This window comes from Pseudorhodoferax sp. (assembly GCF_047601025.1).
Lineage (GTDB): Bacteria > Pseudomonadota > Gammaproteobacteria > Burkholderiales > Burkholderiaceae_C > Pseudorhodoferax.
Window position 1 is genome coordinate 4,412,272 of the sequence record NZ_JASGJZ010000001.1, and the last position, 22,131, is coordinate 4,434,402.

At 69.0% G+C, this 22,131-nt stretch carries 19 protein-coding genes; all 19 read right to left on the minus strand.

Translation table 11 applies throughout. The features are described 5' to 3' along the window. Positions 1 to 224: 224 nt before the first annotated feature. The 19 genes from QM782_RS20495 to QM782_RS20585 all read right to left on the minus strand — a co-directional run bounded on the left by QM782_RS20495 (position 225) and on the right by QM782_RS20585 (position 22,119). Positions 225 to 1,196, minus strand: coding sequence for a Bug family tripartite tricarboxylate transporter substrate binding protein (locus tag QM782_RS20495; protein ID WP_415204722.1), 972 nt, complete (start codon positions 1,194 to 1,196; stop codon positions 225 to 227). A 97-nt stretch (positions 1,197 to 1,293) separates the two neighbouring features. After that, positions 1,294 to 2,154, minus strand: coding sequence for an acid phosphatase (locus QM782_RS20500; protein ID WP_415204723.1), 861 nt, complete (start codon positions 2,152 to 2,154; stop codon positions 1,294 to 1,296). Between the two features lie 41 nt (positions 2,155 to 2,195). Beyond that, positions 2,196 to 3,602, minus strand: coding sequence for an MmgE/PrpD family protein (locus QM782_RS20505; RefSeq protein ID WP_415204724.1), 1,407 nt, complete (start codon positions 3,600 to 3,602; stop codon positions 2,196 to 2,198). A gap of 77 nt (positions 3,603 to 3,679) precedes the next feature. Beyond that, the gene (locus QM782_RS20510) at positions 3,680 to 4,438 is read right to left on the minus strand and encodes an ABC transporter ATP-binding protein (protein ID WP_415204725.1); all 759 of its coding nucleotides are present in this window, start codon (positions 4,436 to 4,438) and stop codon (positions 3,680 to 3,682) included. A gap of 3 nt (positions 4,439 to 4,441) precedes the next feature. Further along, positions 4,442 to 5,215, minus strand: a complete 774-nt coding sequence (locus QM782_RS20515) for an ABC transporter ATP-binding protein (RefSeq protein ID WP_415204726.1) — start codon at positions 5,213 to 5,215, stop codon at positions 4,442 to 4,444. Then, entirely contained in the window at positions 5,212 to 6,093 is an 882-nt protein-coding gene (locus QM782_RS20520; protein ID WP_415204727.1) for a branched-chain amino acid ABC transporter permease, read from the minus strand. Before QM782_RS20520 ends, QM782_RS20515 begins: the two co-directional genes overlap by 4 nt. Next, on the minus strand, positions 6,090 to 6,983 hold the full coding sequence (locus QM782_RS20525; protein ID WP_415204728.1) for a branched-chain amino acid ABC transporter permease: 894 nt from the start codon (positions 6,981 to 6,983) through the stop codon (positions 6,090 to 6,092). Before QM782_RS20525 ends, QM782_RS20520 begins: the two co-directional genes overlap by 4 nt. Before the next feature lie 86 nt (positions 6,984 to 7,069). Continuing rightward, positions 7,070 to 8,194 carry an ABC transporter substrate-binding protein gene (locus tag QM782_RS20530; protein ID WP_415204729.1) on the minus strand — a complete coding sequence of 375 codons (1,125 nt, stop codon included), beginning with the start codon at positions 8,192 to 8,194 and terminating at the stop codon, positions 7,070 to 7,072. 28 nt (positions 8,195 to 8,222) lie between these two features. After that, positions 8,223 to 9,365 carry an ABC transporter substrate-binding protein gene (locus QM782_RS20535; RefSeq protein WP_415204730.1) on the minus strand — a complete coding sequence of 381 codons (1,143 nt, stop codon included), beginning with the start codon at positions 9,363 to 9,365 and terminating at the stop codon, positions 8,223 to 8,225. Between the two features lie 68 nt (positions 9,366 to 9,433). Further along, positions 9,434 to 10,852, minus strand: coding sequence for an MmgE/PrpD family protein (locus QM782_RS20540; RefSeq protein ID WP_415204731.1), 1,419 nt, complete (start codon positions 10,850 to 10,852; stop codon positions 9,434 to 9,436). 25 nt (positions 10,853 to 10,877) lie between these two features. Further along, positions 10,878 to 12,008: an ABC transporter substrate-binding protein gene (locus QM782_RS20545; RefSeq protein WP_415204732.1), complete on the minus strand. Its 1,131-nt coding sequence runs from the start codon at positions 12,006 to 12,008 to the stop codon at positions 10,878 to 10,880. A 33-nt stretch (positions 12,009 to 12,041) separates the two neighbouring features. Then, positions 12,042 to 13,175, minus strand: coding sequence for an ABC transporter substrate-binding protein (locus QM782_RS20550; RefSeq protein WP_415204733.1), 1,134 nt, complete (start codon positions 13,173 to 13,175; stop codon positions 12,042 to 12,044). A 24-nt stretch (positions 13,176 to 13,199) separates the two neighbouring features. After that, entirely contained in the window at positions 13,200 to 14,270 is a 1,071-nt protein-coding gene (locus QM782_RS20555; RefSeq protein WP_415204734.1) for a zinc-dependent alcohol dehydrogenase family protein, read from the minus strand. 28 nt (positions 14,271 to 14,298) lie between these two features. Beyond that, entirely contained in the window at positions 14,299 to 15,774 is a 1,476-nt protein-coding gene (locus tag QM782_RS20560) for an aldehyde dehydrogenase family protein (RefSeq protein ID WP_415204735.1), read from the minus strand. A gap of 28 nt (positions 15,775 to 15,802) precedes the next feature. Beyond that, positions 15,803 to 17,293, minus strand: coding sequence for an aldehyde dehydrogenase family protein (locus tag QM782_RS20565; protein ID WP_415204736.1), 1,491 nt, complete (start codon positions 17,291 to 17,293; stop codon positions 15,803 to 15,805). A 31-nt stretch (positions 17,294 to 17,324) separates the two neighbouring features. Further along, positions 17,325 to 18,812 (minus strand): aldehyde dehydrogenase, encoded by a 1,488-nt coding sequence (locus tag QM782_RS20570; protein WP_415204737.1) that lies wholly within the window; start codon positions 18,810 to 18,812, stop codon positions 17,325 to 17,327. A gap of 109 nt (positions 18,813 to 18,921) precedes the next feature. Continuing rightward, positions 18,922 to 19,731 (minus strand): enoyl-CoA hydratase/isomerase family protein, encoded by an 810-nt coding sequence (locus tag QM782_RS20575; protein ID WP_415204738.1) that lies wholly within the window; start codon positions 19,729 to 19,731, stop codon positions 18,922 to 18,924. 97 nt (positions 19,732 to 19,828) lie between these two features. Next, entirely contained in the window at positions 19,829 to 21,118 is a 1,290-nt protein-coding gene (locus QM782_RS20580; RefSeq protein WP_415205700.1) for an MFS transporter, read from the minus strand. Further along, on the minus strand, positions 21,064 to 22,119 hold the full coding sequence (locus QM782_RS20585) for a porin (protein WP_415204739.1): 1,056 nt from the start codon (positions 22,117 to 22,119) through the stop codon (positions 21,064 to 21,066). Before QM782_RS20585 ends, QM782_RS20580 begins: the two co-directional genes overlap by 55 nt. Between the last annotated feature and the right edge of the window lie 12 nt (positions 22,120 to 22,131).

Below are 22,131 nucleotides of genomic sequence, written 5' to 3' on the forward strand. Positions count from 1 at the left end.
AGGCGCCGTTCCTTTCCGCGCCCGCGAGGGCGGGCGTCGGGTCGCGCGTTCGGCCCGGCTGCGAGGCGCGGATGTGCTGGACGATCTCCTGCGGCAAGAAGAGGCGTGGCGCGCGGCAGCAGCCGCGCCGGGCCGGGCCGGGCCGGTTGAGCATCACCGCGTCTCGGCGCGCCGGCGCGACGAATCGTCCAGCGGCCACGGGAGCATCGAGGGGTGTGTGCGATTCAGGAGCGCTTGATCAGCTCCGCCACACGCCGCCAGCGCGCGTCCTCCGCGGGCACGCTGGCCTGGAATTCGCTGTGCTCCATCAGTTCCACGTACATCGATTGCTTGTCGCAGAACGCCTTGAACTCCGGCGAGCGGGCGATCTTCGCCATGGCGTCGGACACCATGGACACCATCGGCTGGGGCGTTTTGGCGGGAGCGAACGAGCCCATCCACGACGCGACCTCGAAGCCGGGAATGCCGCTTTCGATGCCCGTGGGCACGTCGGGCAGGGCTTCCCAGCGGTTGCGGCTGGTCACCGCCAATGCGCGCAGGCGGCCGGCCTTGATGAGCGGCACCACGCCGCCCGAGCCCTGGCAGGTGAAGGCGACGACGCCGGCCACGGTGTCGGTGACGGCCTGCGTGTTGCCCTTGTAGGGGATGTGCTTGGCCTTGGTGCCCGTCAGGTCGTTCATGATGACGGTGCACAGGTGCGAGGTGCTGCCCACGCCGCCCGAGCCGTAGTCGATCTCGCCGGGCTTGGCCTTCATCGCGGCGAGCAGGTCGGCCAGGGTCTTGTAGGGAGAGTTCGTCGCCACCACCACGGCCAGCGCGGCGCTGCAGATGCGGGCGATGGCCGAGAAGTCCTTGACCGGGTCGTAGGTGGCCGAGGCTTCGCCCGAGTAGCGCGCGGAAAAGTGCGTCACACCCGTGAACAGCAGCGTGTGGCCGTCGGCCGGCGACTTGGCCACGGCATCGCTGCCGATCGCGCCGCCCGCACCGGGACGGTTTTCCACGATGACGGGAACGCCCAGCATCTTGGACAGCGGCTCGGACACGAAGCGCGCTGCGGCATCCACGGTCGCTCCCGGGGAGGCGGCCACCATCAGGCGGATGGGTTTGCCGGCGATGGGCTGGGCCAGCGCCACGGAAGTGCCCAGGGCCGATGGCAGAGCGGGCAGGGCTTGCAGAAGTTGGCGGCGTGAAACCATGGTGGATCTTTTCGAGTGAGTGGATGCTTGTTGGAGAAAGGGGGAGGCATCGGCGCGATGCGCAGGCGCCGGACTCTCCAGGAAGGGGAGGCGGCGCTCAGGGCGCCAGCTGCGCCGACAGGGCCAGGGCGGATGCCTCGGCCGCGCAGTCCGCGGCCGGCGGCTGCCGGCCCGCTGCGCGGGCCTGGGCCACTTCTGCCCGGGCGGCGGCGACCTGGGCGTTGAACACGTCGTTGGCGCGCAGGCGGGCCACGGTGGCCGCGCCCATCAGGCGGCCCGCTTCGATGTCGCTCTTCCAGTGCACGCCGCAGATGCCGCGGCTCTGGCCATAGGCGCGGCCGCGCTGCAGCAGCGCGTCGGTGCGTTCAGGTGCGATCTCGGTCAGCACCTCGGCCCAGGCCCAGCCGACGGCCGAGTGGCCGGACGGGTAGGAGCCGCTCTTTCTGAGCGACGCTTCGTCCTGCGGCGTGCAGCTCGGTGCGTTGAACACCACGAAGGGGCGGGGGCGCATGTACTTGTTCTTGGCCTTCTGCGTGGCGTCGGCCGCGTCGGTCAAGGTACGGCGCAGCAGCATGTACAGGTGCGGCGTGGCCTGTTCGGAGACGGGGACGCCGAGCGCGCAGGCGAACGTCGACGCGGCGGCCGGAAACATCAGCTCCGCGTCCTTGGCCGCCTGCGCGCCGCGCGGCCCGCTTTGCAGCGCCGTCAGCGTGCGGTAGGCCTGCACGTCGTCGGCCTGCGCGGTCGAGCCTTCGGCCGGCGGGGCCGCGAGCAGGGCCGCGGTGTCGGGGTACTCGTCGCGCGTCAGGTAGCCCTTGGGCATGGTGTACGGGCCGAGCTTGACGGTCCCGACCTCGGCCAGCGTGACGGGCGGCTTCGGGATGCCGGTGCAGGCGCTGGCCAGCAGCGCGCAGGCGATCGTGGCGGCAACGGGCCGCAGGGGCGATGGGGTCCGCATGCGGGTGTCTCCTTGTTGGCGTCGTGAGGATGCGGGGCGGACTATTGCGCGGCCGCGCACATGGCCGTCAGGTCGGCCGCCTTCATCTTCGGGTCCATGGTGCGCAACGCGGCCAGCAACTGGCTGGCGCGTCCTTCGCCCAGCACGCCGGCGGTCAATTCCATGAACTTGGCATCCTGCTCGTGCTCGGGCATGGGGTTCGTGTCGGTGCCGATCGGATCCGCCACGAACACATGCTCGGAGCTGCCGTCCTTGAACGTGACCGTGGCGTCGGCGACGAATTTGCCGGGATGGTCCCGCTCCAGCGCGGGCTCCTCGGTGATGCGGATGCTGCGCGCCGTGGCGACGACCGGCTCCATGTCCACCTTGCCTGCGAGGTAGTCGCGGTGGACGCGGTAGCCGTTGCCCATGCCCTGCAACGTGAACGCCGCCTGGATGGGCAGGCTGAACTGCACATGCTCGATGTTCCTGGGCGTGTAGGCGTTGGCGTTGGCGGTGCCGACCACGACGTTGAAATGGGGCGTGATCTTCAGGTGGACGTCGGCGATCTCGGCGCGGCGTGCGGCGAAGGGGCGCAGCGCGTCGATGTAGGCGTGCGTGCAATAGCAGGCGCAGTAGGCCTTGAGCCAGACGGTGGCGATCTCGAAAGGCCGGCCCGATGCGAAGCGCTGCTCGGGCGCCTCGCCCGCCGGGCGTTGCAGGAAGGTCTTGAAGAAGCCCTTGTTGCCGCTCAGGAAGGCGCGCGGCCCGGTGATGCCGGCGCGGGCCATGTCGGCCGCCGCCATGCCGTTGCGCGTGCCGATGCCGGCATGGATGCGCTTGATGGAGCCGCCGGTGGAGCTGTATTCGGTGGTGCCCGAGACGTGGCTCAGCGCGATCGCCAGCGCATGCAGCGTGGTCTCGGCGTCGAAGCCGCGCAGCTTGGCCGCCACCGCCGCGGCGCCGAAGTTCGACAGCGTGCCGTGCGGGTGGAAGCCGCGCTGCAGCAGCTCGGGCGCGGCCAGCACGCCGAGGCGCGCATAGACCTCGTAGCCCGCGACCATCGCGGTGATGACCTCCTCGAGCGACGAGCCCAGCTCCTCGCCGATCGCCAGCGCGGCCGGGATCACGCAGCTGCCCGGATGGCTGTAGCTGGGGCCGTGGGCGTCGTCGTATTCGAAGCCGTGGCCGTACGAGCCGTTGACGAAGGCGGCATCGGCGGCGCTCATGGTCAGCGCGGAGGCGCTCACGCGGCTCTTGCCGGGGCGCTGCTGGGTGATGGCGTATTGCAGCAGCTGCTCGGACCACGGCATCTTCGAGATGCCGATCTGCAGCGCGAGCTGGTCGCGCATCAGGCGGTTGACGCCGGCGAGCGCGGGGGCGTCGATGTGCTCGTACCGCAGTTCCTGGACGAAGCGCACCAGCGCCTGTTCCAGCGGCGGGCAGTTGAGGGGGGAGGTGGTGGTCATGGTTCCTCGCTGTCGAAAGATGGCAGCCGGCGATGGGCCGGCTGGCACGGGAACGGATTTCCCGTCGGGGTTGTTTCTCAGTGCGCGGCGGCTTGCCCGAAGTAGTGCTCTTCGACCTCGGGATCGTGCGCCAGTACGGCGGCTTCGCCCTGCTTGACGATGCGGCCCTGTTCCAGCACGGCGGCGCGGTGGGCGGTCTCCAGGGCCAGGCGGGCGTTCTGCTCGACCAGGAAGATGGTCATGCCGTCCTGGTTGAGCTGGCGGATGGCGCGGAACACGTCGGCGATGATGACCGGCGCCAGGCCCAGGCTAGGCTCGTCGAGCAGCAGCACGCGGGGGTGGCCCATGAGCGCGCGGCCGATCGCCAGCATCTGCTGCTGGCCGCCGGACATCGTGCCCGAGAGCTGGCTGCGCCGCTCCGCGAGGATCGGAAACAGCGTGAACACGCGGTCCAGGTCGGCCTGCACGTCGCCCTTGCGCGCGCCCACGGCCTCGCAGCCGAGCAGCAGGTTCTCCATGACCGACAGCGGGGCGATCACGCGCCGCCCCTCGGGCACCTGGATCACGCCGCGCCGCGCGCGCTGGTGGGCCGGCAGGCGGTTCAGCTCCCCGCCCTCGAAGGCGATGGCGCCGGTGGAGGGCACGATGCCCGTGATGGCGTTGACCAGGCTGGACTTGCCCGCGCCGTTGGGGCCGATCAGCGTGAAGATCTCGCCCTGCCTGACCTCCAGCGTGACGCTGCGCAGCGCGATGATGCCCTGGTAGTGGACTTCCAGCTTGTCGATCGCCAGCGCGTTGGCGGTGGAGGGAGGGGAGGAATGGGTGGCTTGGTTCATCGATCAGCTTCCCAGGTAGGCCTCGATCACCACCGGATCGGCTAGCACCGTCTCGGGCGGGCCCTCGGCGATCAGCCGGCCGGACGCCACCACGTACAGGTGCGAGCAGATCTGCGTGACGAAGCGCATGTTGTGCTCGATCAGCAGGATGGCCACGCCCTCGGCGGCCACCTCGCTGAAGATGCGGCCCAGGCTGGCGGCCTCGGCATCGTTCATGCCGGCCACCGGCTCGTCCAGCAGCAGCAGCTTGGGCTTCATCGCCAGCGCCCGCATCATCTCGATGCGCCGCTGGTGGCCGTAGGAGAGGGTGCCCGCGCGGTGCTCGGCCAGCTCGGCCATGCCGAAGCGTTCCAGCAGCGCCATGGCCTCGCGCAGGTGTTCCCGCTGCTCGGTCCGCGCCGACGGCAGGCCCAGCAGGTTGGACCACAGGCCGGTGCGCTGGTGCGCGTGCAGGCCCGAGAGCACGTTGTCCAGCACCGTGCCCTCGGTCACCAGGCGGATGTTCTGGAAGGTGCGCGCCATGCCGGCGCGCGCCAGGTCGGCCGCCTCCACCTGGCTCACGTCCCGTCCGTCGAACAGCACCCGGCCCGAGGTGAGCTTGAGGATGCCCATGATCAGGTTCACCACCGTGGTCTTGCCCGCCCCGTTCGGGCCGATCAGGCCGGTGATGGTGCCCGGCGGCGCCGAGATGCTCAGGCCGTCGACCGCGGGCAGGCCGCCGAAGCGCCGGCCGACGTTGTCGAGCTGCAGCACGGGGGATGCGGTGCGGTCGTTCATGCGGCACCTCCCTTGGCGGACCGGGCCATGCCGCGGCGCACGCGCCGGTCATGGCGCCAGGAGCGCAGCGTGTCGGCGATGCCGTGCGGCAGGTAGATGATGATCATCATCAGCAAGGCGCCCTGCACCACGCCGCGGTAGTCGGCGAACACCCGTACGAACTCGGGCAGCGTGGTCAGCACGGCCGAGCCCACCAGCGGTCCCCAGATCGAGGTGGTGCCGCCCAGCACGCTCGACGCCAGCGCGTGCACCAGCATGCCGAAGCCGAATTCCTCAGGCGAGATGGCGTAGGAGTTGCACGCGTGCAGCGCCCCGGCGAGCCCGGCGATCAGGCCCGACAGCGCCATCGCCAGCCGCTGGTGGTAGGCCACGCGGATACCCAGCGACACGGCCACCGTCTCGTCGGCGCGGATCACGTCCATCGCGCGGCCCAGGCTGTACTTGCCCAGCGTCCAGGTCAGCAGCATGCAGACGGCCACGATCACCACCAGCCAGCCGGTGGTCGCCACCTTGGGGATGCCGGAGATGCCCAGCACGCCGTTGGTCACGCTGTCCCAGTTCTGCGCGATGGTCACCATCACCTGCACCAGCGCCAGCGTGGCCAGGGCCTGGAACACGCCGCGCAGGCGCGACAGCGGGTAGGCCATCAGCGCGCTGAGGACGCCCGCCAGCACCATGCCGCAGGCGATGGCCAGCGGCGCGGGCCAGGCGTAGTTGACGGTCAGGATGGCGGCGGTGTAGGCGCCGACGGCGGCATACGCGGCCGTCCCGATGGAGAACGTCCCCGCGCGCAGCACCACGGCCTGGCTCATGGCCAGCAGCGCGTAGATCAGCACGTGGTCGAGGACCGAGCTGTAGGAGAGGAGGTAGTCGATCATTGGCGCTGCACCCGCATCACCGCCCCCGGCTTGCCGAACAGGCCCGTCGGACGGATCAGGATGATGACGAACAGGATGATGAAGGCGATGGCGTCGGCCGCGGCGGACGAGATGTAGGCGTAGGCCAGCGTCTGCACCACGCCGATGATGACGCCGCCCACCAGCGAGCCGGCGATGCTGCCCAGGCCCCCGAGGATGATGATGACGAAGGCGCGCATCAGGAACGGCTCGCCCATCAGGAAGTGCACCGAGTTGAACGCCAGCCCGATCATCACGCCGGCGAAGCCCGCCAGCGCCCCGGAGATGAAGAACACCTGGATGTTCACCCACTCCGCGTTGATGCCCAGCAGCTGCGCCGTGCCTTCCGAATGCGCCACGCAGCGGATGCGCCGGCCCAGGCCGGTGTGGTAGAGCGCGTAGATCAGCGCCGCCACCAGGACCACGGCCGAGGCGACGATGATGAGCTGCAGCCGCTGCACCTGCAGCCCCAGGAACTCATAGGTCACCACCGGGAAGGTGTCGGGCGGGAACTGCCACACCGCCGTGTTCGAAGCCTTCTGCGCCAGCGCCACCAGCGCGATGCTGGCGCCGATGGAGGTCAGGATGTAGGAGAACTCCGGCGCGTGGCGCCGCCGCAGGGGGCGGAAGGCCAGGAAGTCGAGCGCGACGGACAGCACCCCGCCCGCGAGCATGCCCACCAGCAGCGCGACGATGAAGGGGGCCTGGAACGCCGTGGCCACGTACAGGCCGGCGAAGGCGCCCCACATGAACACCGTGCCGTAGGCCATGTTCAGGATGTGGTTCACGCCGAACAGCAGCGTGAAGCCCAGTGCGAACACCGCGAAGGTGCCGCCGACCACCAGGCCGTTGAGTAGCTGTTGGAGCAGCATGGGAAAGTCCTTCTACGATGCAGTGGACGGCCGGCCCTTGTGGTTCAAGGACCGGGAGCCATGGCGGATGCGGCGATGCATGGTCGTCACGGCGCTGCGACGAACTTGCCGTTCTTGACGGTCAGCACGATGGCGCCGTAGCTGGGAACGCGGTCCTTCTGGTTCCACACGCCGGAGCCGCAGACGATGGGCACGTCATGGATCTCATGGTAGGCCTTGAGCACTTTCTCGCGCGTCGGGTTGGGGCCGGCCTGCTTGAGCGTCGCCAGCGCCACCTGGGCGAGGGAGTAGGCGGACCCGGCCCAGTTGTCGGGCTCCTCGCCCCAGCGCGCCTTGTAGGCGGCCTCGAAGGCCTTGTTCTGCGGGCGGTCGATGCCGGCGACGTAGTCCGACACGGCGATGGCGCCTTCCGATGCGGCGCCCGTCATGGTCAGGAACTTCTGGAACACCATGGCGATGGTGCCGATGTAGCGCACCTTGTCGGGTATGCCCGCCTGGCGCAGCTGCAGCACGATGTTGGCCGACTGCTCGCCGTAGGTGGCGATGTAGACCGCGTCCACGTCCATGGACTTGAGCTTGGTGGCCAGCGGCAGGAAGTTGGAGTCGCTGGTGACCACGGCCTCTTCGGTCGCGATGGTGCCGCCGCCGGCCTTGATGGCGTCGCGGAAGGCGTTCTTGTACTCGATCAGGCCTTCGTTCGTGCGGTCGTAGACGATGGCGATCTTCCTGGCCGGCGTCTTCTCGAGCACGTACTTGGCCACCAGGGGGCTGACCACCGACGGGGCCTGCTGGTACTTGAGCGTCCAGGGGCCGGGTTTGAGCACCACGTCCGAGGTGGCGAAGCTCAGGTTGGGCGTCTTCCTGTCGTTGAAGATGGCCGCCACGGTCGCGCTGTCGGTCGAGGTGGACGGGCCCAGCACCAGCACGGCGCGATCGCGGTCGATGGCCTGGTTGGCCAGGTTGATGGCCTGGCCCTTGTCGCTGGCGTTGTCGCGTTCGATCAGGTTGATCTTCTGGCCGCCCACGCCGCCGTTCTGGTTGAACTCGTCGACGGCCAGCCGGATGGCCTTGCGGTAGGGGTCGCCCGCGAACGCCGCCGCTCCCGTCACGGCCTGGATGGACACCACGGGAATGTCTTGCGCCTGGGCCACGGCCCCGAGCGAGAGGAGGGCCGCGGCGAGGAGTCCGCGGATGCGTCGTATGGATTGCATGGAATGTCTCCTGGATGTAGTGGAAGGCTCAGGGGGCGACGATGAACTTGCCGTCCTTGAGGATCAGCACCATCGCACCGAAATACGGCTTGCGGTCGGTCTGGTTCCACAGGCCCGAGCCGCCGAGAATGGGCACGTCGCGCAGCCGCCCGAAGGCGTCGTGCACCTTCTCGCGCGTGGGATTGGGGCCGGCTTCCTTGAGCGCGGCCAGCCCCACGGCGGCCAGCGAATACCCGATGGCGCTCCAGCTGTCCGGCTCGGTGCCGTAGCGGGTCTTCCACGCGGCCTCGAAGGCCTTGTTGAGCGGGCGGTCCACGCCGATGATGTGGTCGGTCACGGCGATCGTGCCTTCGCCGGCCTTGCCGACCGTGCTCACGAACTTGGGCGATGCCAGCGACAGTGCGCCGATCATGCGCACCTTGTCCGACAGGCCCGCCTGGCGCAGCTGCACGACGAGGTTGGCCGACTGCTCCGTGAAGGCCGAGATGTAGACCGCGTCCACGTCCAGGGCCTTGAGCTTGGTGGCCAGCGGCTGGAAATTGGCGTCGGTGTTGATGATGGCTTCCTCGGACACCACGGTGCCGCCCCCGGCCTTGAAGGCGTCGCGGAAGATGTTCTTGGAGTCGATCAGCGCCTCGTTCGTGCGGTCGAAGACCAGGGCGGCCTTGCGGGCGGGCGTCTTCTCCAGTACGTACTTGGCCACCAGCGGCGTGATGACGGCGGGCGACTGCTGGAACTTCATGGACCAGGTGCCGGCCTTCAGGATGGCGTCGGACGTGACGAAGCTCAGGTTGGGCACCTTCTTGTCGTTGAAGATCGGCGCCGTGGCCATGGAGTCGGTGGTCGAGGACGGGCCCAGCACCAGTACGGCGCGGTCGCGGTCGATGGCCTGGTTGGCCAGGTTGATGGCCTGGCCCTTGTCGCTGGCGTTGTCGCGCGTGATCAGGTTGATCTTGTGCCCGTTGATGCCGCCCTGGCTGTTGGCTTGCTCCACCGCCAGCTGGATGGCCTTCTGGTAGTTGGCGGCCGCGAAGGCCGCAGCTCCCGTTTCGGCCTGGATGGACACCACGGGGATGTCCTGTGCCTGGGCCTGCGCGACCACGACGGCAACCAGGGCGGCCAGCGCGCCGGTGCCCAGGCGTCTCGGAGAGGTGGGGGAAGGGTATTGCATGGGCTTGTCTCTCTTCGAGTGGGATTGGTGGGATGAGGCGCCGAGGCGCTCCGCCGGCCGGCGAATACTCATGTGCCGGGGCCGTCTTGCGGCGTCAGCGGCAGCAGCAGTGCCTGCGCCGCATCCTCGATGTGCTCGAGGTTCAGGATGTCATGGATCAGCCCGTCCACCACCGGCTCGGACAGCGGGCAGGCCGACCAGGGCACGCAGCGCCGGAACTTGTCGATGAAGTCCTGCTCGCTGAACGGGTTGCTGGGGTGCCCCTTGACGTAGACGATGTCGTTGGTGAACGCGCGGCCGTCGCGCAGCCTGGTGCTGACCCGGGCGCCCCATTCCGGCAGCGATGGCACCTCGGTCGCCGTGATGCGGGACATCAGGTCGCGCACGTCGTGGCGGGCCCGGGACTGGGCGGTGTAGGCGTTCAGAAAGACCTCCTTGTCCAGGGCGGCGATGGCGACGGCATAGGCGAGGCTGAACTGGCACTCCGGAACCGTCTGCGGGTTCCACTTCTTGTCCCTGGGCTCGCAGGTCGCCTTCCATCCCGGCGAAGAGACTTCGAGATGGATGCTGGCGATGTCCCCAGCCTCGAAGCCATGGCTGCGCATCTGGTCCAGGATACCGTCGATCGACGAATGCGAGAAGTAGCAGGCGCAGTAGCCTTTGGCGATGACGTTCTCCATCTCCCAGCGCTGGCCCAGCCGCTCGGTCAGGGCGTCGGGGCGGGTGTCCCACCGGGCGCGGGACAGGTAGCCCATGGCGCCCAGCAGCACCTGCTGGCGCGGCCCCGTGATGCCCTTGCGGGCCAGCTGGCAGGCGGTGATCGCCGCCTGGCACACCAGGCCGTGGTGCACGCGCACCATCAGCGTGGCCGGCGAGTAGATGGCCATGGTGTGGGGCTGCGTCATCGTGCGGGCGATGCCTTGCGCGTTCTCCAGCTCGTCCTGGCTGAGTCCCATCAGCCTGCCCACGGCGGCGACCGCGCCGAAGATGTAGTGGCCGCCGCAGTCGCCCGCCTTGACCGCCTGGCTGATCAGGCGGTACGCCATGCCGATGCGGATGATGGTTTCCTGGCCCACCACCATGGCGGCCAGGAACTCCTGGCCCGACACGCGGGGCTTCAGCCCGGTGGCCGCCAGCAGGCTGGCCACGATGTACTCGCCGATGTGTCCGGCTTCTTCGTGCAGCTCCCCGCAGTCCATCGCGCGCGGCATCGGCCCGATGGCCAGTGCCGCCTCGCTCGCGGGCACCCGCCCGCCGTAGAACGGCAGCAGCGTTTCCTCCTTGCCGCCCTTTTCCTTGACCAGCGCGGCGATGCCCGGCACGCCTTCCATGCCGGAGCCGCCGATGGTGACGGCCATCGCGTCGAGCAGCGAATGCTTGGCGTGCCGAATCACCTCGGCCGGCAGCTGCTCGTACCGGACGCCGAGGGCCATCCTGCACAGTGCGGCCATCGGATCTTCCGACGGCGCGTGTTCGTAGAGCGTCACAGTGGCCTCCATGCGGTTCGCGCCATCAGTGCGCGATGCGGAATTTCCCGTCCTCGACGACCAGCACCAGTGCACCGATCTGCGGCCGCCGGTCTTTCTGGTTCCAGGTGCCGGAGCCGACCACCACCGGCACGTCGCGTATCCGCAGGTAGGCGTCGCGCACTTTCTCGCGCGTGGGGTCGGGGCCGGCTTCCCTGAGGCTCGCCAGCGCGACCTGGGCCAGCGAATAGCCGATCGCCGAGAAGCTGTCGGGCTCCATGTGGTAGCGCGCCTGGTAGGCCGCGTCGAAGGACTTGTTGAGAGGGCGGTCGACGCCGAGCACATAGTCCGAGATGACGATGCTTCCTTCCGCATCCTTGCCCGCATTGCCGATGAACTTCGGCGATGCGACGGCCAGCGAGCCGATCAGGCGGACCTTCGTGGGCAGGCCGGCCTTGCGCAGCTGCGAGACGATGTTGGCCGCTTGCTCGGCATAGGCGGATACGTAGACCGCGTCCACGTCCATGCTCTTGATCTTGGTGGCCAGGGGCAGGAAGTTGGCATCCTGGCTGACGATGGCTTCCTCGGCGACCACGGCGCCGCCGCCGGCCTTGAAGGCGTCGCGGAAGACGTTCTTGTATTCGATGAGGGACTCGTTGGTGCGGTCGAAGATCGCCACCACTTTGCGGATCGGCGTCTTCTCCAGCAGATGGTTCGCGAGGATGGGGCCGTCCACGTCCGATCCCTGCCGCAGCTTCAGCGACCAGGGGCCCGATTTGAGGATGGCGTCCGAGCTGGCGAAGGTGAGGAAGGGCGTGCGCTTCTCATTGAAGACCGGCGCGACCGCCAGCGAATCGGCCGACAGCGAGGGCCCGAGCACCAGCAGCGCACGGTCGCGCTCGATGGCCTGGTTCGCCAGGTTGATGGCCTGGCCCTTGTCGCCGGCGTTGTCGCGCTCGATCAGGGCGATCTTGCGGCCATGGATACCGCCCTTGGCATTGGCCTCGTCCACTGCCAGCTGAATCGACTTCTGGAACAGCGTACCCGCGAAGGCGGCAGGACCGGTCATGGACTGGATCGAGACCACAGGAATGTCCTGCGCCTGCGCCGCGGCCGCGGCCGCCAGGAGTCCGGCGGCGTGCGCCAGCATGCCGAGAGTTTGTCGAACGAATCTCATGGAGCGGTTTTCCGTGGCACGAAAGAACAGGGGCTACTGCGCGGTGACGAATCTGCCGTCCTTGACCGTGAGCATGACGGCGCCATAGCTGGGCTTGCGGTCGCTCTGGGTCCAGTGGCCGGTGCCGAGCACGACGGGGACGTCGCGCAGCCGCAGGTAGGCGTCACGCACCTTCTCGCGCGTGGGGGCGGGGCCGGCCTCGCGCAGGGCGGCGATGGCGACCTGCGCCAGCGAATAGCCGGCCGCGGCAAAGCTGTCGGCCTCCACGTTGTAGCGGCTCTTGTAGGCGGCGTCGAATGCCTTGTTCTGCGGGCGGTCGATGCCGGGCAGATAGTCCGACACCGCAATGGTGCCTTCCGCCGCCTTGCCGGCGACCGACACGTACTTGGGCGAGGCGATGGCCAGCGATCCGATGAAGGTGATCCTTTCCGGCAAGCCCGCCTGCCGCAGTTGCAGGGCAATGTTGGCGGACTGCTCGGCATAGCTCGTGAAGTAGACCGCGTCGATATCCATGGCCTTGAGCTTGGTCGCCAGCGGCAGGAAATTGGAGTCGCTGCTGACCACGGCCTCCTCGCTCACCACCGTGCCGCCCCCGGCCTTGAAGGCGTCGCGGAAGTTGTTCTTGAACTCGATCAGCGCTTCGTTGGAGCGGTCGAAGACGAGCGCCACTTTCCTGATCTTCGTCTTCTCCAGCACGTACTTGGCCAGGATCGGGCTGTCCACCTGCGAGTTCTGCCGGAACTTCAGCGTCCAGGGACCGGATTTCAGGATCGCGTCCGAGCCCGCGAGCCCCGCGGACGGGGTGCGTTTGTCGTTGAGCAGGGGAACCACCGCCATCGTGTCGGCGGTGGAGGAGGGCCCCAGCACCAGCACGGCGCGGTCGCGGTCGGCCGCCTGGCTGGCCAGGTTGATGGCCTGGCCCTTGTCGCTGGCGTTGTCGCGTTCGATCAGGTTGATCTTGGCGCCGTGGACACCTCCCTGGGCGTTGGCCTCGTCCATGGCCATGCGGATGGCGTTCTGGAACGCGGCTCCCGCGAATGCGGTCGTTCCCGTCATGGATTGAATGGAGACCACCGGGATCTCATCGGCTGCATGCGTCGCGAGGCTGGCCAGGGTCAGCACGGCCGCGGCTGCCAGCTTCATCGAATGGCGCTTGGGGTTGTTCATGAACGCGTTTCCTGTGCCATGGATTCAGAACACGAACACGCCCTTGCCGCCAGCCTGGCCGTCGAAGACGCGGTAGGCCTCCTCGGCCTGCTCCAGCTTCCAGTGGTCGGTGAAGATCTTGTCCACGTCCACGCCGTGGTCGGCGATGAAGTTCACGCATTCCTTCATGCTCGGCTCCGAGAAGGTGTAGGAGCCGACGATGGTGCGCTGCTTGCCGATCACGTCCTTCATGCCGTCCACGTTCAGGTTGCCGCCCACGGCCACCAGGGCGATGCGGCCCCAGGGGCGCGTGCAGCGCACGGCCTGCTGCTTCGGGATGTCGCCGCCGGCGCAGTCCATGGAGCAGGTCGCGCCCAGGCCGCCGGTGAGCTTGAGGATTTCCTCGATGGCGTCGGCCTTGCTGCCGTCGATGGCGTGGGCCGCGCCGAATTCCTTGGCGCGTGCCACGCGGTCGGCGGCGATGTCGATGCCGATCACCTCGGCGCCCATGGCGGCGCCCAGCTGCACCGCCGACAGGCCCACGGGGCCGAGGCCGAACACGGCCAGCGTGTCACGTGCACTGACTTGCAGGCGCAGCAGCGCGCCCCAGGCCGTGCCCGTGCCGCAGGAGACGGCCGCGCCGGTGGCGTACGACACCTCTTCGGGCAGGTGCACCAGCGAGGTCACGGGCACCTTCATGTAGTGCGCGTGGCCACCGTTCTTGATGAGGCCGTGGATGTCGGCGCCGTGGCTGCACATCTGCGTCCAGCCGCTGCGGCAGTGGTCGCAGTGGTTGCAGCCTTCGTAGTGGAACACCGTGACGCGGTCGCCCACCTTGAACACGCGCGGATCCACGGCCGAGCCCAGCGCGACGATCTGGCCGCAGGGCTCGTGCCCCGCGATGATGGGCGTGTCCTCGGAGATGCCGCGGGAGGCTAGGTCCTTGAAGCCTAGCGACTTGATGACGTCGGCCGGGTTGTTGCGGTAGAAGTGCAGGTCGCTGCCGCACATGCCCGAGGCCTTGATGGCGACGATCGCGTCGCCAGGGCCGGGGGTAGGGTCCTCGAAGTCGAGGATTTCGAGCTTGCGGTTGCCTCTGAATACGATGCCGCGCATGGTGGTCTCCTGGTGGAAATGGGTGGGGTTAGCCGAGGTTGAAATAGGTCGCCTTGGGGTACAGGAAGCTCTCGACGTGCTCCTTGCCGCCCTTCCAGCCGTAGCCGCTCATCTTGGTTCCGCCGAAGCCGGTGGCGGGGTCGATCACGCCGTAGCAGTTGACCCACACGGTGCCGGAGCGGATGCCCTGCGAGACCTTGTGCGCGGTGGAGAGGTTTTGCGTCCACACGCCGCCCGCCAGGCCGTAGCTGGTGTCGTTGGCCAGGCGCAGCGCATCTTCCACCGTGTCGAACGGGATCACCGAGGCCACGGGGCCGAAGATTTCCTCGCGGGCGATGGTCATGTCGTTGGTCACGTTGGCGAACACCGTGGGCTCCACGAAGAAGCCCTTGCCGTAGGCGCCATCCGTCAGGCGTTTGCCGCCGTGCACCAGTTGCGCCTCTTTGCTGCCCACGTCCATGTAGTGCATCACGCGCTCCAGCTGGCGCCCGGAGATCAGCGGGCCGATCTGCACGCCTTCCTCGCGGCCGTCGCCGATCTTGATGGTCTTGGCGAACGCGGCCAGGCGCTGCACGAACTCGTCGTGGATGGAGCGTTGCACGAAGATGCGCGTGCCTGCCACGCAGACCTGGCCGGTGTTGCCGAACACGCCCATGGCCGCACCGGGCACGGCCTTGTTCAGGTCGGCGTCGGCGAACACGATGTCGGGCGACTTGCCGCCCAGCTCCAGCTGCAGGCGCTTGAGGTTGCCCGCCGACGCGCGCACGATGGCCTGTGCCGTGCCCACCGAGCCGGTGAACGCCACGCGATCGACACCCATGTGCTCGGACAGGGCCTGGCCCACGTCCTTGCCGTAGCCGGTGACGACGTTGATCACGCCCTCGGGCACGCCGGCTTCCAGCATCAGTTCCGACACGCGCAGCGCGGCCAGCGAGGCGTCCTCGGCGGGCTTGAGCACCGCCGTGCAGCCGGTGGCGAGCGCGGGGCCGTAGATCCACCACAGGCCCATCAACGGGCCGTTCCACGGGATGATGCCGCCGACCACGCCCACGGGCACCAGGTGCTTGAGCGCCATGAAGTCGGGCGCGATGGACATGGGCACGCTGCTGGACGAGCCTGCCAGCCCCGTCTGCGACGCGTAGAACTGCAGGAGCTGCGACAGCCATTCCTTGTAGCTGCGGGTGCGCACCAGCGGGGCGCCCATGTCCAGCGTCTCGATGAGCGCCAGCTCCTCGAAGTTGTCCATGATCGCGTCGTGCACCTTGAGCAGCAGCTTGCGCCGCTCGTGCGCGGTGAACTTGCTCCAAGGCCCCTCGAACGCCTTGCGCGCGGCGGCTACCGCACGATCCACGTCCTGCGCGTTGCCCTGGGCGATGCGGCACAGCAGTTCGCCGTTGGCGGGGTTGATGGCGTCGATGTGCTGGCCCGAGGCGGAATCGACCCACTGGCCACCGATCAGCAGTTGCTTGGTGCCCTGGATGAAGGCGGGGAGGGTGTTGCTCATGCTGGGTCTCCTGAATGTGCCGTGACGCTTACATGCGCACCATCACGGACTTGGTCTGCGTATAGGCCTCGATGGATTCCTGGCCGAACTCGCGCCCCCAGCCCGACTGCTTGTAGCCGCCGAAGGCCATGGCCGGGTCGGACTCGCCGAAGGTGTTGATCCACAGCCGCCCGGCCTTGAGCGCCTTGACGACCTTGTGCCCGCGCGAGATGTCGCGCGTCCACACGGCGGCCGAGAGGCCGTAGGTGGTTTCGTTGCCCTGCAGCACCGCGTCGTTCTCGTCCTTGAACGGAATGATCGAGAGCACGGGGCCGAAGATTTCCTCCTGCGCGATCTTCATGCCGTTCTTGACCTGGTCGAACACCGTGGGCTCGACGAAGTAGCCCGGGCCGTTCCACGCCGTGCCGCCCAGGCGCAGCGCGGCACCGGCTTCCTGGCCCGCGTCGATGTAGGACCACACGCGATCGCGCTGCTTGGCCGAGATCAGCGGGCCGAGCTTGGTGTCGGCCGCGAAGGGGTCGCCCGCCTTCCACGCGACGGCTTCCTTGGCGACGCGCTCGGCCACCTCGTCATGGATGCTTTCCTGCACGAACAGGCGCGTGCCCGCCGAGCAGATCTGGCCCGAGTTGGCGCAGAAGGTCTTGACGGCGGTGGCGATGGCCTTGTCCAGGTCGGCATCGGCGAACACCACGTTGGGCGCCTTGCCGCCCAGTTCCAGCGTCACTTTCTTGAGGTTGGACGTGGCGTCGCGCACCACCTGCTTGCCGATAGCGGTGGAACCGGTGAAGGCGATCTTGTCCACGCCCAGATGCTGCGACAGCGCCGCGCCCGCCGTGGGGCCGTAGCCCGGCAGCACGTTGATGACGCCGGGCGGCAGGTCGGTTTCCTGGATCAGCTCGGCCAGGCGGATGGACGTGAGGCAGGCCAGCTCGGCAGGCTTGAGCACCACGGTGTTGCCGCAGCACAGCGCGTTGGCGAACTTGATCGTCGCCATGAGGATGGGCGCGTTCCACGGAATGATCTGGCCGCACACGCCCAGCGGCTCGCGCAGCGTGTAGATGAGCGTGCTGCCGTCCGAGGGGATGGTGGTGCCCAGCACCTTGGAGCACCAGCCCGCGTAGTAGCGGAAGATGTCCGCGCAGCCGCTGACGGCCGCCATGGAGAACCACAGCGGCATGCCGTTGTCCAGCGTCTCGATGGCGGCCAGCTCGGGGATGTTCGCCTCGATCTTGTCGGCGATCCTGAGCAGCGCGCGCGTGCGCGCGTGGGGCGACATGGCCGCCCAGGAAGGCGCCTCGAACGCCTTGCGCGCGGCGGCCACGGCGGCGTCGACGTCGGCGCTGTCGGCCTCGGCCACGCGGCACAGCAACTGCTCGGTGGCGGGGTTCAGGCTTTCGAAGGTCTTGCCCGACGCGGCATCGACCCACTGGCCGCCGATGAGCAGGCGCTTGGGCGCCTGGTTGATCCAGGCGAGGGCCTTGGTGCGTGCGGTTTCGGTGGCGTTGGCCGTGGCTGTCATGCTGTGTCTCCTTGCGTCGCGACGATGCCGGTCAGGCGGCGTACAGGTTGGGGAACTGCCCCGTGGTGCTGATGACGGTGGTGCGCGTCTCCAGGTACGGGTCGAGCGCGTCGATGCCGTTCTCGCGACCCCAGCCGCTGGCCTTGAAGCCGCCGTACGGCGTGGACCAGCGCAGGAACGAATAGGTGTTGACCCAGACCATGCCCGCTTCGATGCGGCTGGACACGCGGTGCGCGCGGCCTACGTCGCGCGTCCACAATCCCGCGGTCAGGCCGTAGGGCGTGTCGTTGGCGATCGCGATGGCTTGGTCCTCGCCGTCGAACGGGATCAGCGAGGCCACGGGGCCGAAGATCTCGTCGCGCGCGATGCGCATGCGGTTGTCCACGCCCGCGAACACCGTGGGCTCGACGAAGTAGCCGGCCGCGAGTTCGGGCGTGTCGATGCGGCGGCCGCCGGTGACGAGCTCGGCGCCGTCCTCCTTGCCGTACTGGATGTACGACAGGGTCTTGTCCAGCTGCTGCTGGTGCGCCTGCGGGCCCATGTGGTTGGCGTCGACCCAGGGCAGGCCCACGCGCACGGCCTTGGCGCGATCGCGGAAGGCTTCGACCACGCGGTCGTAGATGCTGCGCTCCACCAGCACGCGCGAACCCAGCGCGCAGCTCTGCCCGGTGAGCCGCCAGGCCGAGGCGGTGGCGGCGTTGAGGGCGTTGTCCAGGTCGGCGTCGGCAAAGATGATGTGCGGTGCCTTGCCGCCCAGCTCGAAGGTGAAGCGCTTGAGGTTGTCGGCGCCGCTTTGCACCATGCGCCGGGCAGTCGCGGTCGATCCGGTGAACGAGACCTTGTTGACGTCCGGGTGTTCCACCAGGCGCTGGCCCGCGGTCCGCCCGTAGCCGGGCACGACGTTGAACACGCCGGGCGGGAAGCCCGCCTCGTGGATCAGGCGGGCGAGTTCCAGCGCGGACACCGGCGTCTGCTCGGCGGGCTTGACCACCAGCGTGCAGCCCGCGGCGAGCGCGGCGCCGATCTTCAGGCAGGTCGCCAGCAGCGGCGCGTTCCACGGGATGATGGCGCCGACCACGCCGATGGGCACGCGCGTGGTGAAGGCGTGCACGCTGTCGTCGATCGGGATGGTGGTGCCCTGGGCCTTGTCGGCCAGCGACGCGAACCACTGGTACCACTGCACCTGGGCCGCGAGGCTGGCGCGGTGCTCGCGCACGAGGTTGCCGTTGTCGTGCGACTCGATCACGGCCAGTTCCGGGATGGCGGCGGCGAACAGGTCGGCGAAGCGGCGCAGCAGGGCCGCCCGTTCGTGGCCGGGCCTGCGGCTCCAGGTGGCGAAGGCCCGGCGCGCGGCGGCGACGGCGCGGTCGATGTCCTGCGCGCCGCCCATGGGCGCGATGGCCCAGGGCTGCCCCGTGGCGGGATCGATGCTCTCGACGAGTTCGCCGTCGATGGGCTGGACCCATTCGCCGTCGATGTAGAGATGCTCGTAGCGCTTGAGCGCGATGTCGCTGGTCATGGATGTCTCCTGCGTCTTCCTGTGTCTTCGATCGCCGCCGACGGCCGGCGCGTGCTTGTCGAGGTGGTGGGCGCGCCATGCAGCCCGGGGCATGCGGCGTGCCCGATGGCTATTGCGGCAGCCGTGCCGACGGGAAGTCGGGGGCGCGCTTGCCGCGCACCGCGGCCAGGCCTTCCTTCACGTCCGGCCCCAGGAAGCACAGCATTTCCATGGCCAGCGAGTTGTCGAAGATCGGCCCGGCCTGGCGCATCCAGTTGTTCAGCGACTTCTTGGTCGCGCGGATGGCGGCCTGGCTGCCGCGCGCCAGCTTGGCGGCGATCGCGAGCGACTTCGCCAGCACTTCGGCGCGCGGCGCGCAGAAGCTCACCAGGCCGATGCGCTCGGCCTCCTTGCCGTCGATGAAGTCGGCCGTCATCAGGTAGTACTTGGCCTTGGCCATGCCGCACAGCAGCGGCCAGATGATGGCGGCGTGGTCGCCGGCGGAAACGCCCAGGCGCGCATGGCCGTCGGTGAGCTTGGCGTCTTCCGCCATCACGCTGATGTCGGCCATCATCGCCACCGTCAGGCCCGCGCCCACGGCCGTGCCGTTGATGGCGGAGACGATGGGCTTGTCGCAGGCCAGCATGTTGTAGACGAGGTCGGACGCCTCCTTCATCACGCGCAGGGTGGCTTCCTGGCTGTTCGCCATCTCTTCCACCACGGACAGGTCGCCGCCGGCGGAGAACGCCCGCTCGCCCGCGCCCGTGACCACCACCACCTTGACGGCGGGGTCTTCGTTCACGATGCTCCAGATCTGCGTCAGCTCCCAGTGCATGCGGTTGTTCGTGGCGTTCATGACCTCGGGCCGGTTGAGCGTGACCAGCAGCACGCCATCGGGCTGGCGGTCGAACAGGAGGAACTGGAAATCTTCGTAGCGCATGACGGCCTCGCCGGGATTGGTTGGTGCGGGCCAAATCTTGGAGGCCGCGAACCGGTGCGGCAAGCGGCCCGGGTCTGCGTTCCGTACTTTGGCGGGTTCAGCCGAGGCGGCAGCGCCGGCCCAGCACCGCGGCGACGGCGAAGCCCGTGGCCGCGAGCGTGAGCAGCGCGGCCCGCAGCCCCAACCCTTCGGCGACGGTGCCGAACAATGCCGCGCCAGCGGCGCCGCCGGCCATGACCGCCATCAGGAAGATCGACAGCCCGCGCGCCCGCAGGGCCGGCGGCAGCGCCAGCTGGGCCGCGATGCTCAGCGTGTTGCCGACGGCCAGCCAGGCCGCGCCGGCCAGGAACATCACGGTGCCGGAGCGCCATGCCGGCCCGTCGAACGCCATGCAGGCCACGCAGGCGGACAGCAGCGCCGTGCCGGCGCTGACGATGGCCTGCACGCTCCAGCGCCGGCGCGCGTGGTGCAGCACGAAGCCCACGCCGACGGCGCCGCTGCCCAGGCAGGCGAACAGCAGCGTATAGAGCTGTGCGCTGCCGGCGCCGCGCCCGCGCGCGACCAGCGGCAGCAGGCCCAGCAGCGACGTGGCGCACAGGAAGAAGCAGAAGGACCACAGCAGCACCGCCTGGAACGGCCGGTTCCGCCGCGCGAACGCGAGGCCGGCCGCCATGGCGGCGAGCAGGCCCTGCGAGGTCTGGGCCGGCCGCGGCGCGTGCGCCGGGGGCGGCCGCCACAGCAGCGCGATCGAGGCCAGCGACAGCGCCGTCGTCAGCACGAAGACCCAGGCGCCGCTGGCCAGGCCGATCACGAGGCCGGCGGCCAGCGGCCCCAGCACGCGCGAGGCGTTGACCGCCATGCCGCCCAGCACGATGGCCGCGGGCAGCGCCTCGCGGCCGACCACGTCGGGCACCAGCGCGGAATACACGGGCCAGCGCAGCGCGGTCGCGATGCTGGCGAGGAAGGTCAGCCCCAGCAGCAGCGGGGCCGACAGCTGGCCGCCCAGGGCCGTGGCCGCCAGCACGGCCGCAGCCGCGGCGGACCAGGCCTGCGCCACCAGCAGGCCGCGGTGCCGGTCCACCACGTCGGCCACGGCGCCGCCGGGCAACGCCAGCAGGAACACCGGCAGCGTCGTGCAGGTCTGGATCATCGCCACCATCAGCTTGCTGCTGGTGAGCGAGGTCATCAGCCAGGCCGCTGCGACGTCGCCCATCCACATGCAGAGGTTGGCGATCAGCCAGACGCTCCACAGCCGCAGGAAGCCGGGGTCGCGCAGCGGCGCCCACGGCGTCGACGGGTCCGGCGTGGATTCGCCGTTCGGAGCGCCGGTCTTCAGAAGGTGTGCACCATGCCGACGCTGAGCTGATTCTGCCGGCCGCTGGTGGATGTGACGGAATACATGCCGGCCTTGCCGCCGTTCTTGGCGGTCTGGCGCGAGAAGATGCCGTACAGCGAGGTGCGCTTGCTGAGCACGTAGGTGGTGCCCAGGTTGAGCTGTCGGGTGTCCTGGTTCAGCGCGGTGCGGTCGTTCAGGTACTGGTAGCCGGCGGCGAGGATCCAGGCGCCGAAGGGCACGCGGGCGAGCAGGTCGATCACGTCGGCGTCGTTGCCCTGCACGGTCAGCGCATTCTTCTGGCGGGTGTAGATCACGCCGTAGCGGGCGCCGTCCAGCTTGTAGGAAGCGCCCAGGCCCCAGATCCTGTCCTTGGCCTTGCCGGCCGGGCAGCCGCCGTCCTCGGCGCAGCGGCGGTCGTGCACCACCAGCCCGGCGTCGATGTGCTCGGAGCTGTAGGTCGCGCCCAGCGACAGCATGCGGCCGACGGTGGTGCCGGGCTCCTTGGAGGTGGCCATGGCATGCAGCTTCAGTCCGCCCAGGATGGGGCTCTGGTACTTGACGGCGTTGTCCACCCGCGTGCCGCCGATCATGTTGTTGAAGCGCGCGACCGACGAGCCGGAGCCGATGGCCGCGCCGTCGATGGCCGCCGCGTGGTTGCCGAAGTACGAGGCGTTCAGCATCGGGATGAACGCGTCGGCGATGGACGGCAGCTGGCGTCCCAGCGTCAGCTGGCCCCAGTCGCTGGACGCCAGGCCGACCCAGGACTGGCGGTTGAAGTACGGCGTGGAGGTGGCGCCGGTGGCGATGTTCACGCCGGCCTCCAGCGTGAACATCGCCTTCAGGCCGTTGCCCAGGTCTTCCGTGCCGCGCCAGCCCAGGCGCGAGGAATAGGCGTTGCCGCTGCGCACGTGGGTGGAGCTGTCGCCGCCGCCGTTCTCGATGCGGGAGATGCCGGCGTCCACGAGGCCGTACAGGGTCACGCTGCTCTGCGCGAAGGCCGGGGACAGGGGGAGGGCCAGGCCGGCGAGGGCCACGGCGAGGGTTTTCTTCATGGCGGTGCTTTG